Source organism: Paenibacillus roseus, assembly GCF_016424485.1.
Taxonomy (GTDB): domain Bacteria; phylum Bacillota; class Bacilli; order Paenibacillales; family Paenibacillaceae; genus Paenibacillus_D; species Paenibacillus_D roseus.
The window spans coordinates 225,741-241,683 of record NZ_JAELUP010000103.1 but is presented as its reverse complement, the minus strand read 5'-3'; the positions used below and the strand labels follow the sequence as shown (position 1 = coordinate 241,683).

Sequence of the window (15,943 nt, the reverse complement as noted above, 5' to 3'; positions counted from 1 at the left end):
CAAGTCCGCTGCTATAGCTTGTCTTTGCTATAAACCTCGAAAATCGCATATTTCAAATAGTGGCCTTCGCTCACGCCGAGCAGTTGCGGATGATCCTTGCCTGCGGCACGCCATTCGATTAGACGCAGCAGTTTCCCCGCATCGGCAGCTGCTGCCTGAATCGTCTCCAGGAAAAGTTCCGGGCGCATATGATAGGAACAGCTGGCCGTAACCAGATAGCCGCCTTCATTCACCAGCTTTAATCCTTGCAGGTTAATATCCTTGTAGCCGCGGACAGCGCCGCTAACCGCCGATTTGGTCTTGGCAAATGCAGGCGGGTCCAGAATGACCACATCAAATGTACGGCCTGCTTCGCCAAGCGGCTTGGACGTGTCCGTCTTGACGCCCTCCGCGCCGCGAGCTTTGCGCTCATCCAGCCCTCTGGCCTGAGTGCGCAAGTATTCAAACGCATCGGCCACCACAAATTCCACCCGATCGGCGAATCCGTTGCGCTCGACGTTGCGCCTGGCTGTTTCAATCGCGTGTTCAGAGACGTCAAGGCAGGTGACCTTCTTCGCCCCGTATTTGCAGGCATGCAGCGTGAAGCTGCCGGTATGGGCGAAGCACTCCAGCACCGTAGCCCCGTCCCAATACGGGAAGGAGACTACTTTTCCATTGGCGTTCACGGGAACAGATTGGCCGTCTCCCACTCCTCCAACCTTTTGCAGGCGAATGCCGCTGCGAATGCCCCATCCGGTCATGAGCGGCTGGATTGCCGACCGGTTTTCCCTCTGATCATAGAAATAGCCGGTTTTCTGACCTTGCACAATATCTACTTCCAGCTTGAGGCCGTTTTCGGTAATCTCAATCAGCCGCGGGCAGTCCCCATAGAGAACCCCCCTACGCTCTTCGAGCCCTTCCAGTCTCCGCACGCCAACATCACTTCGCTCATAGATTCCGCCAGGCGCAAATACTTCAACGAGCGCAGAGACCAGTTCCTCGCGGCGAACCTCCAGCCCAAACGTCAAAATTTGCACCACAAGTACATCGCCAAAGCGGTCTACTGTCAGCCCAGGCAAAAAATCCGCCTCGCCATATACGAGACGGCAATCCCGCGCCTCCTCTGCAAAACGCTCCCGATGCGCTTTGCAGCGTTGGAGCCGCTGTACAAAGAACTCCCGATCCATCGCTTCAATCGGTTGATAGGCGACAATTCTCACCCTTATCTGAGACTGCTCATTCCAGTAGCCAGTCGCCAAATAGCGGCCTTTATGATCGGTTACATCAACCAGCCCGCCTGGCTCAGCCGCTCCTTCAAGGCGGTCAATCTCACTTTCGTATATCCATGGATGTCCTTGCTCCAGCCGCGGCTTGCGATTTTTTGTCAATCTAATCTGCGCTCTCACTTTTGAATCCCTATCCCTTCTATGTTAGACCTGGACCCCAAGCAGCTTCAGCGCGCCGGCCAGTATACGGTCATTATTGTCATAGCCGGATTGTGTCTGACGCCGCCAGGCTTCCTCAGGAGCGAACCACTCTACGCCCCGGATTTCCTCAACCTGGGCTTGCAGTTCTCCGCCTATCGCCTCTACCAGATAATAATGCACCTCTTTATCGACAGTTCCTTTGGTATCGTGATGATAGCGATATTTAATCTGATCAATTGGAGCGATGATTTTCCCAATCAGTCCAGTCTCTTCAACGATTTCACGAAGCGCGGTCTCCTCAATCGTCTCCCCGGCCTCCATTTTGCCTTTAGGAAGTGAAATTTTACCATAGCGGTCCTGAATAAGCTGAACCTGCAGTTCATTGTTCAAGCGCTGGTATACCACACCGCCTGCTGAAATTTCCAACATGAGTCGCCCCTCGTTTCCTATATCTTATGCGCAACAAGGATTTTATCGCTGTTCGCCGCTGGGGCGCACACTCCGATAAAATCCTCGCTGCTTTCTATATAAGTTGAGCGAATGAATGTCAGGCAAGGCCTGCGTGTGAAAGGTTCTTCCGATCGCTGTTGTTCCCAGACTTCTTGAATGAATCGTTAGAGAAGAGGAAATCCGGGAACAAAGGCGAGCGCTTCGCTTCTCCATAATCCTTTCACACTTCGGCTACCCCACTTTCGTTTCTTTTGTTCAACTTATATATATATGCCGGAATTTCAGAAAAATCCTTATCCTTGCAAAATCCCCGGGCATCACCTATTGCGCTTTCGCCAGCGGATTGGAAGCTTCAAGCACACGTACAAGCTGTCCGCGGCATTCATTCACGCCTGCCTCGGTCACCTTTACGCGGCAAAGCTGGCCGACCAGCGATTCGGACCCTTCGAATACAATTTGCAAATAGTTGCCGGAATAGCCCATGACAAAGCCCGTACCCGGCGCCCCCTTATAATCGCGTTCCGGAATGACGTCCAGCACCTGGCCTACGAACTGCTCTGCGTAAGCAAGCTGCATCCGCTCCGACAAGTCGATCAGTTGATGCACACGCTCATTCTTGACTTCTTCATCCACCTGATCCTCCATCCGCGCAGCCGGAGTGCCTGTCCGCTTGGAATACGGGAAGACGTGCATTTCTGCAAAGCCCAGCTCCTCCATGAAGCGGTAGCCTTCCTGAAACATCTCCTCCGTCTCGCCAGGGAAACCGACGATGACATCCGTCGTTATCGCTACGCCGGGCATAGCCTCATGTAGAAGCCTGATTTTCTCGGCGAACTCAGCAGTTGTATATTTGCGGCGCATCCGTTTCAATACCTCATCATTTCCGGCTTGAAGCGGAATATGCAGATGATGACACATTTTATCCGAACGGTTCAGCACTTCGATCATCTTCTCATCGATTTGGCTTGCCTCAATAGAGCTGATGCGAATACGCTCAAGGCCGTCAATCTTGTCCAGGTCCTCCAGCAGGTCGGATAGGCGATAATTCTCCAGATCGTCGCCATACCCGCCGGTATGAATACCTGTCAGCACGATTTCCTTGTAGCCTGCCGCAACGAGCTGCTTCGCCTGATTAATGACGCTGGCAGCTTCCCGGCTGCGGGATAACCCGCGGGACCACGGAATAATGCAAAATGTGCAGAAATTGTTGCAGCCCTCCTGGATTTTCAGGAATGCGCGAGTGCGTTCGGCAAAATCCGGTACATCCAGTTCCTCGAACTGGCGGGTTTTCATAATGTTGCGCACGGCATTGACAGGCTTGCGCTCATTTTGAATTTGCTCAATAAAGCCCATCAGCTTCTCGCGGTCCTGTGTTCCGATAACGAGGTCGACCCCAGGGATCGCCATAATCTCAGCCGGCGAAGTTTGGGCATAGCAACCGGTGACTGCAATAATTGCATCCGGATTGCGCCGAATTGCGCGACGGATAATTTGGCGGCTTTTCTTATCGCCCGTATTGGTTACCGTACATGTATTGATCAGGTAGACGTCAGCGGTCGCTTCAAAATCAACCTGCTCGTACCCTTCATTTTTAAACAGCTGCCAGATGGCCTCCGTATCATAAAAGTTGACTTTACAGCCCAGTGTGTAAAAAGCTACAGATGGCATGGTCTTCATGCTCCTCCCATCTCTTTGGATTCGTACATGAGACAGGTCAGGCCGACCATTGCAGCCGTCTCTGTTCTCAAAATTCTCGGACCGAGTCCGGCCAGCTTCGCGCCGCTGGCTAACGCTTCATCAGCCTCCTGCGCAGTAAACCCGCCTTCCGGTCCTACAACAAGCAAAATCGCTGCTTCCCGTCCGCTGTCATGCGTATGTCGAAATGATGCAAGCACATCGGCTATGCCGCCGCCTGATGCAGCGCCCTCCTTCTCATAGCAAAACAGCACCAGGTCATAATCGGCCATCCGCAGCAAAAGCTGCTTCCAGCTCATAACCTGGCTCACATCGGGGATGATGCTGCGATGCGACTGCTCGGCGGCTTCCTTAGCGATCTTCGCCCATCGCTGCTGGCGCTTCTCTTCCTTCTTCCCGTCATATTGCACGATGCTGCGAAGCGACTGGAACGGTACGAAGGCGGCTGCCCCAATCTCCGTGCATTTCTGGATAACGGTCTCAAGCTTGTCCCCTTTCGGCAAACTCTGCGCTACCGTTACCTTCCACAAAGGCTCGCCGCCCCGCCCGATCTCCGCTATAATATCCGCTTCGGCCGTTCCTGCCACTAGGGTAGTAAGACACGCGTGTACCGATCGACCCAAGCCGTCGCACACGACAATTTCATCGCCGGCCTTCATACGCATCACTTTCAGCAAATGATGCGCGTCATCGCCGGTAATCGTTACTGTATGTTGTCCGAATTGCTCGGGCGCAATAAAATATCGCTGCATGTCGCCAATCCCTCATTCGTTGAAGTTCAAACTTCATCATACACGTTTTATCCCGCATATGCCACATCTAAATTAACGTAAAAACGCAATTACAAACCTCTTCCAGTCCACAGGGGCGAACACCAGCTCCATCAGCGACTGAATGAAAGCGCGAATCGGCACCGATAGGGAAAACAGCGGATCAAGCGTATACATTCGAAGCTGCGGGATAAATACGATCAAGAGAAAGATGAACATGCCCCATTGCTCATGCTGCTCCAATCGAATGCGCTGACGCTGGGGCAGCATATCCTGAATAATCCGATAGCCGTCAAGCGGCGGCAGCGGAATCAGATTGAATAAAAACAGCATCGTATTCATCAAAATCAGATAATAGAGAAAATGGATGACCGCCTTCGTAACGCCGGCATGATCCGTATACAGCCATTCTGCCTGGTTCAGCACATAAACGATCAGGATGCCGATTACGGCAAGCAACAGATTGCTAAGCGGTCCGGCTGCCGAGACGATAATTCCCATGATGCGCGGATGCTTGAAGTGGCCCCGATTGACGGGAACCGGCCTCGCCCATCCAAACCCGGCGATCAAAATAAGCAGTGTCCCGACAATATCAAGATGGGAACGCGGGTCAAGCGTTACCCTCCCTTGGTTATAGGCGGTCATATCCCCGAACTTGTATGCCGCATACGCATGGGCGAATTCATGAACGGAAAAAGCGATCATCAGAACAAGGACGATAAAGGGCAGATCCGCCAACGGATACCATGTCAGTTTCTCCAAAAATTCCATAGGCTACCCTAAAGGCTTGCGGGCTACAAACGCCATCCAGTTATCTTCACGATGAATCTCCACAACTTCAAATCCTGCTGCGCGCAAGCCTTGATCCACTACATCTTCCTTGTTCATGTAAATACCGGACGCTATATAAATACCGCCTGGCTTGAGCGCCGCATAGACATCATCGGTAAAGAGCAAAATAATTTCCGCCAAAATGTTGGCGACGACCAAATCAACCGGAACCGTAACATTCAGTTTTGACGCCGTTTCCGTTCCCGTCTGCTCTGCATTCAGCACGCCAAGAAGATCGCTGAGATGCACCTGAATGCGATCCTCCAGGTGGTTCAGTTGAGTGTTCTCAGTCGCACTGGCTACCGCTACCGGGTCCAGATCCAGCGCCAGCACGCGGTCGGCTCCCAGTTGACAGGCCCCGATCGCGAGAATGCCTGATCCGGTTCCTACATCAATTACTGACTCCCCGCCCTGAATAACTTTCTCCAGCGTCCGCAGGCACAGGGCAGTCGTCGGGTGTGTTCCGGTACCGAAAGCCATACCCGGATCAAGCTCAATAATCTGCTCGCCTTCGCCCGGCTCATAGTTCTCCCATGTTGGCTTGATCGTCAGACGGTCCGATACACGCAGCGGCTTGAAATACTGCTTCCACGCCTCCGCCCAGTCTTCCTCGTCCACTATCGCCGTAGAAATCTTGTATTCTCCCGGTTCAATACCGAACTCTCGAAGCTGGTCAATCGAAACGCGAAGCTGCTGCTCCAGCGCCGCCATATCTGTCCCCTCCAGGAAATAACCCTTGATTTCAGCTTCGCCTTCGGGAATATCATTAAGCGGTTGGTCGTACCATTGTCCGAAAGAGGTATCCCGTTTGCGGTTCAGAGAACCTGATTCCTCAATCGATACCCCGTCTGCATCCAGCTCATGCAAAAAATTCGTAATCATTTCAATCGACTGTTCAGAAGTCGAAATTGTAATTTCATTCCATTTCAAATCAATTTCCTCCTCTAGTAACTTCCAGCCCATAAAGGCGGCCGCTTCGCTTCTCCAGAATCCTTTCACACTCTGGCTACCCGACTTCCGTTTATATATTTTACAACAGAAGCCCTCTATGTACAAAATGGTATTTCAAAAAGACGGCTCCTTGTCCCGATTAACCATCGGATACAAAAAGCCGCCTTTTGCTGGACAGACGCCTGTTATAGAATATTTCCCGCTCACCGATTGCTGCAACAGCCGTCTTCTATTAAGACTGCTCAAGAACGGATTGCTGCGCTTCTCCACCGGTCTGCTCAATTAGATAGAGCGCCCGGTCGATCAGCTCCGGTGTGACGGAAGCCGTAAAGGACAAGCCGTCCTCTGCGCTGGACAAGCCGCTTACCCGCAGCGCCTGAAGCTTCTGTTCCGCCTCCTTGGCTTCCGCTCGCGCAGGGAAGGTGGCTCTGATCTCCGTCATCATTGCTCTGCCCTGCGATCAGCTTCCGCCGCCCGTTCGCGGGCTTTCAGGTCTGCCAAATCCGCTTGCTCCTCGGAAAACTCAATATCTTCGTTTTTGCCGATCGGAAGCTTGCTTTTTTCATTCTGCTTGTAATATTGCGCCATAATGATCTCCTCCAGACATCAAGAATGTCTCTTCATGCCGGAACTCCTCCCTGACCGCTTGCAGCTTTGCAGCGAAGCGTTGCCATCATCCTAGTGTAAACAAAAACGGGCGGAATATGCTCCGCCCGTTTTACTGGAAATTGACCGTATCACTTTAAAATTATTCACCGCGGAATGCCTTTTTCATCCGATCAAAAATGGATTCGTGATGCTCCTGCGGCACTTCCCCTTGCGAACCGGAGAGTTGGCGCAGCAGTTCCTTTTGCTCCTCCGTCAGCTTGGTCGGGGTTACTACTGTTACTTTGACATGCTGGTCACCCTGTCCATAACCGCGCAGTTTCGGCACACCTTTCCCTTTGAGACGGAAGTAAGTCCCCGTTTGCGTACCAGCCGGAATTTTGAGTTTAACCTTCTCGGTTAAGGTTGGAATTTCAATTTCATCTCCAAGTGCGGCTTGAGCAAATGTCAGTGGATAATCGCAGTAAATATCGTCACCATCACGCTCGAAAAACTCATGGGATTTTACCCGAATAACGATGTATAAGTCACCGGAAGGACCTCCGCGAAGCCCGGCTTCTCCCTCTCCGGACAAGCGAATTTGAGCGCCCTCATCTACGCCAGCCGGAATTTTCACATGAATTTTGCGTTGCTTCTTCACTTTGCCTGCGCCATGACAGGTCGTACAACGTTCCTTAATCACTTTCCCCGTACCGGAGCAGTTCGTACAGGCACGACGGTTCACAATACGGCCAAACGGGGTATTCTGAACGACCTCCTGCTGCCCGCTGCCGTGACAGACGCCACAAGTTTCCGGTTGAGTGCCGGGTTTGGCTCCCGAACCGTGACAAGTATCACAGGATTCCGTACGAGGAATCTGGATGTCTGTCTCCTTGCCGAACACGGCTTCCTTGAACTCGATCGTCATCGTATACTGCAAGTCATTACCGCGCTGCGGCGCATTAGGGTCACGGCGTCCACCGCCACCGCCAAAGAACATATCGAAGATATCGCCAAAGCCGCCAAAATCAGCGCCCCCGGCTCCGCCGCCGAAGCCTTGATTCGGATCAACATGTCCGAAGCGGTCATAGGTCGCCCGCTTTTGCTCATCGCTTAGTACATCATAAGCTTCTTTGACTTCCTTGAACTTCTGTTCGGCGTCCGCCTCTTTGTTAACATCCGGATGGTACTGCCTAGCCAATTTCCGGTATGATTTCTTGATATCATCCTCCGAGGCGCTCTTGCCAAGCCCCAGCACTTCATAATAATCCCGTTTCTCCGCCAATCAAAGTCACCCCCAATGAATCATGCCCCATCAAAACCCCATCCGCAACGAAGGTCAAAGTCAAGCCGAGCCTGACTTTGACCTTGCATGTTGTAATGGCTGGTTAAGCTAATGCATTATTTTTTGTCGTCTACAACCTCATAGTCGGCATCAACTACATTATCTTTTCCTTTGGTTTGTCCGCCGGCTTCCCCGCCTTGATCCGCCTGGCCAGCTTGCGCTTGCTCATAGAGCTTCACGGAAAGCTGCTGCACGATTTGAGTCAGTTCTTCGGTAGCGGCATTGATTTCCTCGAGATTGTCCGTTCCAATCGCTGCTTTCAGTTTTTCTTTCGCAGCATTGGCTTTTTCAACCTCACCGGCATCAGCCTTCTCTCCAAGGTCTTTGATTGTTTTCTCTACCGTATATACAAGTTGATCTGCGTTGTTCTTCGCCTCAACCAGTTCGCGGCGCTTGCGATCTTCCTCTGCATTCAGCTCAGCATCTTTCATCATGCGGTCGATTTCTTCATCGCTCAAACCGCTGGAAGATGTGATCGTGATTTTTTGGCTTTTGCCTGTTCCTTTATCCAGCGCGGATACGTTAACGATACCGTTGGCATCGATATCGAAGGTAACTTCGATTTGCGGAATGCCCCGCGGAGCCGGAGGAATGTCACCCAGCATGAACCGTCCAAGCGTTTTGTTGCCGTTCGCCATTTGGCGCTCGCCTTGCAAAACGTGAATTTCTACGCTGGTTTGGTTATCTGCGTAGGTGGAGTACACCTGAGATTTGCTTGTCGGGATTGTTGTATTGCGGTCGATCATCTTCGTAAATACGCCGCCTGCAGTCTCGATACCGAGAGACAACGGAGTAACGTCGAGCAATACGACATCCTTGACATCTCCTGTCAGAACGCCAGCTTGAACCGCTGCGCCCAGCGCTACCACTTCATCCGGGTTAACGCCTTTGTGAGGCTCTTTGCCGGTCAGCTTCTTGATCGCTTCCTGTACCGCAGGGATACGGGTCGATCCGCCTACCAGAACGATTTTGTCGATTTGGCTTGTGCTCAAGCCGGAATCGCTAAGCGCCTGACGAGTCGGGCCAAGCGTGCGCTCCACAAGCGGAGCAGCCAGCTCTTCGAATTTCGCGCGGGTCAGGTTCGTCTCCAAGTGCTGAGGCACCCCGTCTACCATCGTAATGAATGGCAGGGAAATCGTTGTTGTCAGAACGCCGGACAGCTCTTTTTTCGCCTTTTCCGCTGCATCTTTCAAACGCTGAACAGCCGCTTTGTCTTTGGAAAGATCATTGCCGTGCTCTTTTTTGAATTCGGAAACCAGATGATCGATAATGACTTGGTCAAAGTCGTCGCCGCCCAACTTGTTGTCGCCGCTGGTTGCTTTAACTTCGAAGAAGCCGTCACCCAGTTCTAGGATCGAAACGTCAAATGTACCGCCGCCCAGGTCATAAACGAGGATCGTTTGGTCTTCGGACTTCTCCAGACCGTATGCAAGCGCCGCAGCTGTCGGTTCATTCACGATACGCAGCACTTCCAGACCGGCAATTTTACCTGCATCCTTGGTTGCTTGACGTTGACTGTCATTGAAATAAGCTGGAACGGTGATTACAGCCTGGGTTACAGTCTGGCCCAGATAAGCTTCTGCATCTGATTTTAGCTTTTGCAAGATAATCGCGGAAATTTCTTGTGGGGAAAATTCCTTGTCATCAATTTTTTCTTTGTAACTGCTACCCATATGGCGTTTAATGGAAATTACTGTACGGTCCGGGTTAGTGATCGCCTGACGTTTTGCAGACTCCCCGACAATACGCTCTCCGTCTTTCTTAAAGCCTACAACCGATGGTGTTGTACGGTTTCCTTCCGGGTTAGGGATAACGACGGCTTCTCCGCCTTCCATAACCGCTACGCATGAATTCGTTGTTCCAAGGTCAATACCGATTACTTTACTCATTAAAGCTCCTCCTTGTGTATTTGTATATGTTTAGCCGCTTACTTTAACCATTGCTGGACGCAATACTTTTTCTTTGAGTGTATAGCCTTTTTGAATTTCTTCAACCACAATGCCTTCCTCATATTCCTCAGACTCCACTTGCATAATCGCCTGGTGGAAATCAGGGTTGAACGGCTGGCCTACCGTCTCCATCGGCTTCAAGCCCTCCTGCTGGAGAAGCTGGTCGAATTGACGGAAGATCATGTCAACACCCTTGATGAAGGAATCTTTGTCGTCGGAATCCTTGGAGGCGGAAACGGCGCGCTCAAAGTTGTCAATGATAGGCAGCAGTTCAGTAATCAGCTTCATGGAAGCGTACTGGGCAAGCTCTTCCTTCTCCTTTTGAGTGCGGCGGCGGAAATTGTCATAGTCAGCCTGAACGCGCAAAAGACGCTGATGATTGTCATCGGCCTGCTTTTGCAATGCAGCAATGCGCGGATCAACCTCTTCAGCTAAAGGCTCTTCTACTTCCACTTCATCTATAACATCAGCCGCCTGTGCGGTTGCATCCAATTCTTCATTCGTAATTTCAGCTTGTTCTTGTTGCTCGTTGAACGTTTCTTTATTCGTGCTCACGAATGCTTCACCTCCTTAAAATAATCCAGCTTGCTGTCAACACGAGTCAAGGCAGCCTTACTTATACCACTTGCCGTACAGTAAAGCCACGTCCTTGGAAATCACATCCAGCAGGCTGATCACCTTGCCGTACTCCATGCGGGTCGGGCCCAAAATACCGATGGTGCCAAGCGACTGGCCGTCTATGGAATAAGTTGCAGTAATCAAACTGCAATTGTTAATGGCTTCATGGTCATTCTCTGAACCGATCTTTACCTGAATACCGGGAGTCGCAGATACGAGCTTGATCAGCGCCGGCTGTTCATCGAACAGCTCAAGCAGCGTCTTCACTTTCTCAACATCCTTGAATTCAGGTTGAACCAGCATATTTGAAGTCCCGCTGACAAAGACTCGATGTTCCTGCTCACCCGCTATCAGCACATTACCCAATATATCAAGAAACTCCTCATAATGGCCCACATATCTGCCCAGTTCTTGACCAACTTCAGAATATAATCGGGAGCGAAGGCGGGAAAATGGAACTCCAACCAGCTTTTCATTCAAAATTCTCGTCACTTTCTCGATCTCGGACATATCAACGCCGCTCGGAATGGAGACCGTTCGGTTCTCAACATGTCCCGTGTTGGTGACAATAATGGCTACTGCCGTATTCTCATTGAGCGGGACAAGCTGGAAATGCTTCAAGGAAGTATTGAAGGTCTCCGGGCCAAGTACAATCGAAGTATAATTCGTCAAATTGGACAATATCGTGGCCGCATGTTGAATGACCTGCTCCATCTGATTCATCTTATCCGCCAGAAAATGTCGGATACGCTCCAACTCATGCTCGCTTACCTCTCCCAGCTTGACAAGATGATCGACATAATAGCGGTAGCCCTTCGTTGAAGGCACGCGTCCCGCGGAGGTATGCGGCTGCTCAAGGAAACCAAGCTCCTCCAAGTCCGCCATCTCATTGCGAATCGTCGCCGGACTAAAGCCCACGCCGCCCCGCTTGGAAATGCTCCGCGAGCCGACAGGTTCCGCTGAACGGATGTAGTCATCCACGATGGCATTCAAAATCATTCTCTGTCTCTCAGTCAGCAATGGAACCCCTCCCGTCATTCATCTGGATCAAACTGTGAAGCGGCAATCTCGTTCACTTCGTTAGCACTCATTAGCGTAGAGTGCTAATCGTTAATACAAAAATACCAAACCAACTTGAGCGTTGTCAAGTCAGTTCAGTATTTTGAGCACAGCAATTTCATCACAGCGTTCCTGCTTGGGGCAATGAACGCAATCCGTCCAGACCTTCTCGGGAAAAATTTCTTTCTCTACAACATGAAAGCCGTTCTTAATGAAAAACGCTACTTCATATGTTAACGCCATAACTTTAGGCAGTCCCTGTCGCTTCGCTTCTTCCAACAGCTTGCTGATCAGCTTGCTGCCAATGCCCATCCCCTTATGACCTTCCGTGATGCCAAGCGAACGAATTTCGACCAAATCGCTTCCCAACTTGAACAAGGAGCCGCAGCCTACAATCTGTTCATCCAGTTCCGCCACCACGAACGTGTCAATAAGTCTGGAGAGCGCCTGGCGCGACCTCGGAAGCATAATCCCCTTTTGGGCATAACCTTCGATAAGTTCGTATAGTTCATCTACATCTGTTTCTGTTGCTTTTCTGCAGATAACCGTCTGCATCGCTTCTCCCGACTGTATGGACATCCGCTTCGCCTTCCTTCTATAAACAATAACAATATGAATAAATATACATCATAGAGAATGAACATTCAATACTTGTTTTGAATAAATTTGAAGGGACTCCTGTTGCCACAGCAGGCGTCGGTTATTCGGTTCAGCTCAGGAACGCGCCAAAGACTTCATTGCCGAGCGGTACCCCCCTTTCCGAAAGGCGATAACGTTTCTCCGTAGGGCTATATTGCAGCAGGCCGCTACCGATCAGACGGTCGATCGTTTCTCCAAAAACATCTCTTAATTCTATGCCGGGAAACTGGGAATGGAACCGATCCGCGGTCACTCCATCAAGCATTCTGAGGCCAACCATCATGAAATCCTCCATTGCCTCGGAAGGCTCCACTTGCCGCGTTTCCAGACGAGGCAGCTGCTGGCGGGCCGCATCAATATACGGCTGAACCCCCTTGATATTAATATGCCGCTCTCCATGATGATAGCCGTGCGCTCCCGCACCCATACCATAATACGGCTCATTCCTCCAATAAGTCATATTATGGCGGCTCTCGTAGCCCGGAAGTGCAAAGTTGCTGATTTCATATTGATGCCTGCCCGCATTCTTGAGCCGGTTCATAATGAGCAAATACATCTCCAGTTCCTCATCTTCGGAAGGAAGGGGCAGCTCGTCCCTTTGGTACAACGTATGAAACAGCGTATTTTCCTCAATTTTCAGCCCATAGAGCGAGTAATGCGGCAGCTCAAGGGCAAGCGCGCGGCTGACGCTCTCATCCAGTGTCTCCAGCGTCTGATCAGGCAGATTGAACATCAGATCAATAGACAAATTGGTGAAGCCTATGCTTCTCGCATTCTCAATGCTGCGATACACATCGTCGACATTATGAATTCGCCCGATTCGCTCCAGCAGCTTGTTATCAAAGGACTGCACGCCAAAGCTGATCCTGTTCACGCCGCCGTCACGCATGACCTGCAGTTTGTCCAAATCGGTCGTGCCCGGATTGGCTTCCATCGTAAATTCCACCTGCTCAGACAAAGGAAAGTGTCTTTTGACCGCAGATAAAAACAACTCCATCTGAGGCGGTGTGAGAACCGTAGGCGTGCCCCCGCCGACAAATACGGTATCGATCATCTGTGGTTTGATTTGCTCCACGGTCCATTTCATTTCCTGCTCCAGTGCTTCAAGGTAATCCTCTACCGGCTGACCCTTCAGCACAAAAGAGTTGAAATCACAATAAAAACACTTGTTTGTGCAAAACGGGATATGAATGTATAGCGCTCGCGGCGAAGTTGTTATCATCAGCTATCTTTCTCCTCTCAGGTACGCAAGGAGGGGAGAGCAGCGCCCTCCCCTCGTGCTATTCCTACCCTTCCGCTTCATCAGCCAAAAGAATTAATCATCAATTTTCAGTACCGCCATGAAGGCTTCCTGAGGAACTTCGACGCTGCCGACCTGCTTCATCCGCTTTTTACCTTCCTTCTGCTTCTCAAGCAGCTTACGCTTACGGCTGATGTCACCGCCGTAACATTTGGCAAGCACGTTTTTGCGCATCGCCTTGACCGTCTCGCGCGCAATAACCTTCGTGCCGATCGAAGCCTGTATCGGAACCTCAAACATCTGACGCGGAATGAGTTCTTTCATCTTCTCGCAGATGACCCGCCCGCGCTGATATGCGCGGTCGCGGTGAACGATAACGGACAAGGCGTCAACCTGCTCGCCGTTGAGCATAATGTCCATCTTCACCAGATTGGACTTGCGGTATCCCGACACCTCATAATCAAATGAAGCGTAGCCTTTCGTGCTTGATTTCAACTGATCGAAGAAATCATAGACGATCTCGGAAAGCGGAATATGGTATTTGAGTGTGACCCGATTCGTATCCAGATACTCCATATTCTCGAATTCTCCGCGTTTGCCCTGGCATAGTTCCATAATGGCCCCGACAAAGTCATTGGGCACAATAATAGAGGCTTTGACATAAGGCTCTTCTACATACTCCAGCTTCCCGGCCTCCGGATAGTTGGACGGGTTATCGATATCAATGGTCTGTCCATTGGTTAGAGTAACTTTGTAAATAACGCTCGGAGCGGTTGTAATAAGCGGGATATTGAATTCCCGCTCGATCCGCTCCTGGATAATCTCCATATGCAGCAAACCGAGAAAGCCGCATCGGAACCCGAAGCCAAGCGCAGACGAAGTCTCCGGCTCATAGCGAAGCGAGGCGTCGTTAAGCTCCAGCTTTTCCAGCGCCTCGCGCAGGTCATTGTAATCTTGTGTCTCAATCGGATAGAGCCCGCAGAATACCATCGGATTAATGCGACGATAGCCCGGTAGCGGCGCAGGAGCCGGACGCTTGGCCTCGGTTATTGTATCCCCCACTCGGGTATCCTTCACGTTCTTGATACCTGCCACTACAAAGCCTACATCGCCGATCGACAGCTCATCGATGATCGACATCCGCGGCTTGAAAGCTCCTACTTCAATAACTTCAAACTCCGCACCGGTAGCCATGAAGCGGATTTTCTTGCCCGCCTTGATACTGCCGTCCACAACTCGCACGTAAACGATAACGCCCTTGTACGGATCATAGTGGGAGTCGAAAATAAGCGCTTTAAGCGGCTCGTCCGGATCGCCCTGCGGCGACGGAACCTGCTTGACAACCTGCTCCAGAATTTCCTTGATGCCGATCCCCGCCTTTGCGGAAGCAAGCACAGCTTCACTGGCGTCAAGGCCGATAACATCCTCAATCTCCTGCTTGACACGCTCCGGGTCTGCACTCGGCAGATCAATCTTGTTAATGACCGGGAGAATCTCCAAATTATTGTCGAGTGCCAGATATACATTAGCCAGTGTCTGCGCTTCAATGCCTTGAGCAGCATCTACAACGAGCAGCGCGCCTTCACACGCAGCCAAACTTCTGGACACCTCATACGTAAAGTCTACATGCCCCGGCGTATCAATCAGATTCAACAGATACTCCTCGCCGTCGTCGGCGCGGTATGTCAATCTGACCGCCTGGAGTTTAATTGTAATTCCACGCTCGCGCTCCAGATCCATCTGGTCAAGGACCTGATCCTGCATCTCGCGGTTCGATAACGCGCCGGTATACTCCAGTATCCGGTCAGCCAGTGTCGATTTCCCATGATCAATATGGGCAATGATTGAAAAGTTGCGAATTTTACTTTGTCGCTCACGAACGTCTGCCATGCTTAACCCCCACACCAATCAAATGCAATATCCATTCATTATATCAGTAGAATCACTGCCCAGCAATGACCCACAAGACAGATTAGTTCGTAATGGAGTCAAACAAGGACACAACAAACCGAATTCCGCTGCTCGACAGAGACTGCAGTACGCCTGCGGTCTGATCAGCTACGCGGTTGACCGCAGGTTCCCTGTATTCCCCGTAAATGCCGGGCATTCGCTCCTGAATCGGAGCATATCGGCCGGCATTCGACGTTTCCTGCTGCACGTAAGGTCCATATATTGGCTGCCTGGACACAGGGGCAGCGTCCTGCTGATATCTCGACTCCGGCACAAGTCCTGCCACAGAGGAAGCAGAAGGTTGCTTGACAGGGCCGTATACATTCTCAATGCCTGTGGATGCCGTCTCAATGCCAAACACCAATACAATCGCAATAGCGGCCCCGATAATGGCCCATTTAAATGAATGCTTCTTTTTCATCCGCTGCGCTTCCTCCTTTAACATGTAGCTCGGC

Annotated in this window: 16 protein-coding genes; all 16 read right to left on the bottom strand. The window is 51.1% G+C overall.

The window, feature by feature from the left end; all coding sequences use genetic code 11:
- Positions 1-11 precede the first annotated feature (11 nt).
- On the bottom strand, positions 12-1,367 hold the full coding sequence (locus JFN88_RS17985; RefSeq protein WP_233168017.1) for a class I SAM-dependent rRNA methyltransferase: 1,356 nt from the start codon (positions 1,365-1,367) through the stop codon (positions 12-14).
- Positions 1,368-1,409: 42 nt separating this feature from the next.
- Entirely contained in the window at positions 1,410-1,835 is a 426-nt protein-coding gene (locus tag JFN88_RS17980; RefSeq protein WP_199020677.1) for an NUDIX hydrolase, read from the bottom strand.
- Between the two features lie 342 nt (positions 1,836-2,177).
- Positions 2,178-3,524 carry a tRNA (N(6)-L-threonylcarbamoyladenosine(37)-C(2))-methylthiotransferase MtaB gene (gene mtaB / locus JFN88_RS17975; RefSeq protein WP_199020676.1) on the bottom strand — a complete coding sequence of 449 codons (1,347 nt, stop codon included), beginning with the start codon at positions 3,522-3,524 and terminating at the stop codon, positions 2,178-2,180.
- Between the two features lie 5 nt (positions 3,525-3,529).
- The gene (locus tag JFN88_RS17970) at positions 3,530-4,303 is read right to left on the bottom strand and encodes an RsmE family RNA methyltransferase (protein ID WP_199020675.1); all 774 of its coding nucleotides are present in this window, start codon (positions 4,301-4,303) and stop codon (positions 3,530-3,532) included.
- Between the two features lie 72 nt (positions 4,304-4,375).
- On the bottom strand, positions 4,376-5,092 hold the full coding sequence (locus JFN88_RS17965; protein ID WP_199020674.1) for a site-2 protease family protein: 717 nt from the start codon (positions 5,090-5,092) through the stop codon (positions 4,376-4,378).
- Positions 5,093-5,095: 3 nt separating this feature from the next.
- Positions 5,096-6,082, bottom strand: coding sequence for a 50S ribosomal protein L11 methyltransferase (gene prmA / locus JFN88_RS17960; protein ID WP_199020673.1), 987 nt, complete (start codon positions 6,080-6,082; stop codon positions 5,096-5,098).
- A gap of 253 nt (positions 6,083-6,335) precedes the next feature.
- Positions 6,336-6,548: a hypothetical protein gene (locus JFN88_RS17955; protein ID WP_199020672.1), complete on the bottom strand. Its 213-nt coding sequence runs from the start codon at positions 6,546-6,548 to the stop codon at positions 6,336-6,338.
- Positions 6,545-6,691, bottom strand: coding sequence for a YfhD family protein (locus JFN88_RS17950; protein WP_199020671.1), 147 nt, complete (start codon positions 6,689-6,691; stop codon positions 6,545-6,547). The genes JFN88_RS17955 and JFN88_RS17950 overlap by 4 nt, the downstream gene beginning before the upstream one ends.
- A gap of 160 nt (positions 6,692-6,851) precedes the next feature.
- The gene (gene dnaJ / locus JFN88_RS17945) at positions 6,852-7,973 is read right to left on the bottom strand and encodes a molecular chaperone DnaJ (RefSeq protein ID WP_199020670.1); all 1,122 of its coding nucleotides are present in this window, start codon (positions 7,971-7,973) and stop codon (positions 6,852-6,854) included.
- 116 nt (positions 7,974-8,089) lie between these two features.
- Positions 8,090-9,922, bottom strand: coding sequence for a molecular chaperone DnaK (gene dnaK / locus JFN88_RS17940; protein WP_199020669.1), 1,833 nt, complete (start codon positions 9,920-9,922; stop codon positions 8,090-8,092).
- Between the two features lie 30 nt (positions 9,923-9,952).
- On the bottom strand, positions 9,953-10,537 hold the full coding sequence (gene grpE / locus JFN88_RS17935) for a nucleotide exchange factor GrpE (RefSeq protein ID WP_199020668.1): 585 nt from the start codon (positions 10,535-10,537) through the stop codon (positions 9,953-9,955).
- Between the two features lie 57 nt (positions 10,538-10,594).
- The gene (hrcA, locus tag JFN88_RS17930; RefSeq protein ID WP_199020667.1) at positions 10,595-11,620 is read right to left on the bottom strand and encodes a heat-inducible transcriptional repressor HrcA; all 1,026 of its coding nucleotides are present in this window, start codon (positions 11,618-11,620) and stop codon (positions 10,595-10,597) included.
- A 129-nt stretch (positions 11,621-11,749) separates the two neighbouring features.
- Positions 11,750-12,238, bottom strand: coding sequence for an N-acetyltransferase (locus JFN88_RS17925; protein WP_233168015.1), 489 nt, complete (start codon positions 12,236-12,238; stop codon positions 11,750-11,752).
- Between the two features lie 130 nt (positions 12,239-12,368).
- On the bottom strand, positions 12,369-13,520 hold the full coding sequence (gene hemW / locus JFN88_RS17920) for a radical SAM family heme chaperone HemW (RefSeq protein ID WP_199020666.1): 1,152 nt from the start codon (positions 13,518-13,520) through the stop codon (positions 12,369-12,371).
- Positions 13,521-13,613: 93 nt separating this feature from the next.
- Positions 13,614-15,428: a translation elongation factor 4 gene (lepA, locus tag JFN88_RS17915; protein ID WP_199020665.1), complete on the bottom strand. Its 1,815-nt coding sequence runs from the start codon at positions 15,426-15,428 to the stop codon at positions 13,614-13,616.
- 82 nt (positions 15,429-15,510) lie between these two features.
- Positions 15,511-15,909 carry a hypothetical protein gene (locus JFN88_RS17910; protein WP_199020664.1) on the bottom strand — a complete coding sequence of 133 codons (399 nt, stop codon included), beginning with the start codon at positions 15,907-15,909 and terminating at the stop codon, positions 15,511-15,513.
- Between the last annotated feature and the right edge of the window lie 34 nt (positions 15,910-15,943).

Excerpts from the sequence above, each read along its gene's own strand:
- JFN88_RS17980 (WP_199020677.1), bottom strand. The coding sequence starts at position 1,835 with ATGTTGGAAATTTCAGCAGGCGGTGTGGTATACCAGCGCTTGAACAAT.
- mtaB (WP_199020676.1), bottom strand. The coding sequence starts at position 3,524 with ATGCCATCTGTAGCTTTTTACACACTGGGCTGTAAAGTCAACTTTTAT.
- JFN88_RS17970 (WP_199020675.1), bottom strand. The coding sequence starts at position 4,303 with ATGCAGCGATATTTTATTGCGCCCGAGCAATTCGGACAACATACAGTA.
- JFN88_RS17965 (WP_199020674.1), bottom strand. The coding sequence starts at position 5,092 with ATGGAATTTTTGGAGAAACTGACATGGTATCCGTTGGCGGATCTGCCC.
- JFN88_RS17955 (WP_199020672.1), bottom strand. The coding sequence starts at position 6,548 with ATGATGACGGAGATCAGAGCCACCTTCCCTGCGCGAGCGGAAGCCAAG.
- JFN88_RS17950 (WP_199020671.1), bottom strand. The coding sequence starts at position 6,691 with ATGGCGCAATATTACAAGCAGAATGAAAAAAGCAAGCTTCCGATCGGC.
- dnaK (WP_199020669.1), bottom strand. The coding sequence starts at position 9,922 with ATGAGTAAAGTAATCGGTATTGACCTTGGAACAACGAATTCATGCGTA.
- JFN88_RS17925 (WP_233168015.1), bottom strand. The coding sequence starts at position 12,238 with ATGTCCATACAGTCGGGAGAAGCGATGCAGACGGTTATCTGCAGAAAA.
- hemW (WP_199020666.1), bottom strand. The coding sequence starts at position 13,520 with ATGATAACAACTTCGCCGCGAGCGCTATACATTCATATCCCGTTTTGC.
- lepA (WP_199020665.1), bottom strand. The coding sequence starts at position 15,428 with ATGGCAGACGTTCGTGAGCGACAAAGTAAAATTCGCAACTTTTCAATC.
- JFN88_RS17910 (WP_199020664.1), bottom strand. The coding sequence starts at position 15,909 with ATGAAAAAGAAGCATTCATTTAAATGGGCCATTATCGGGGCCGCTATT.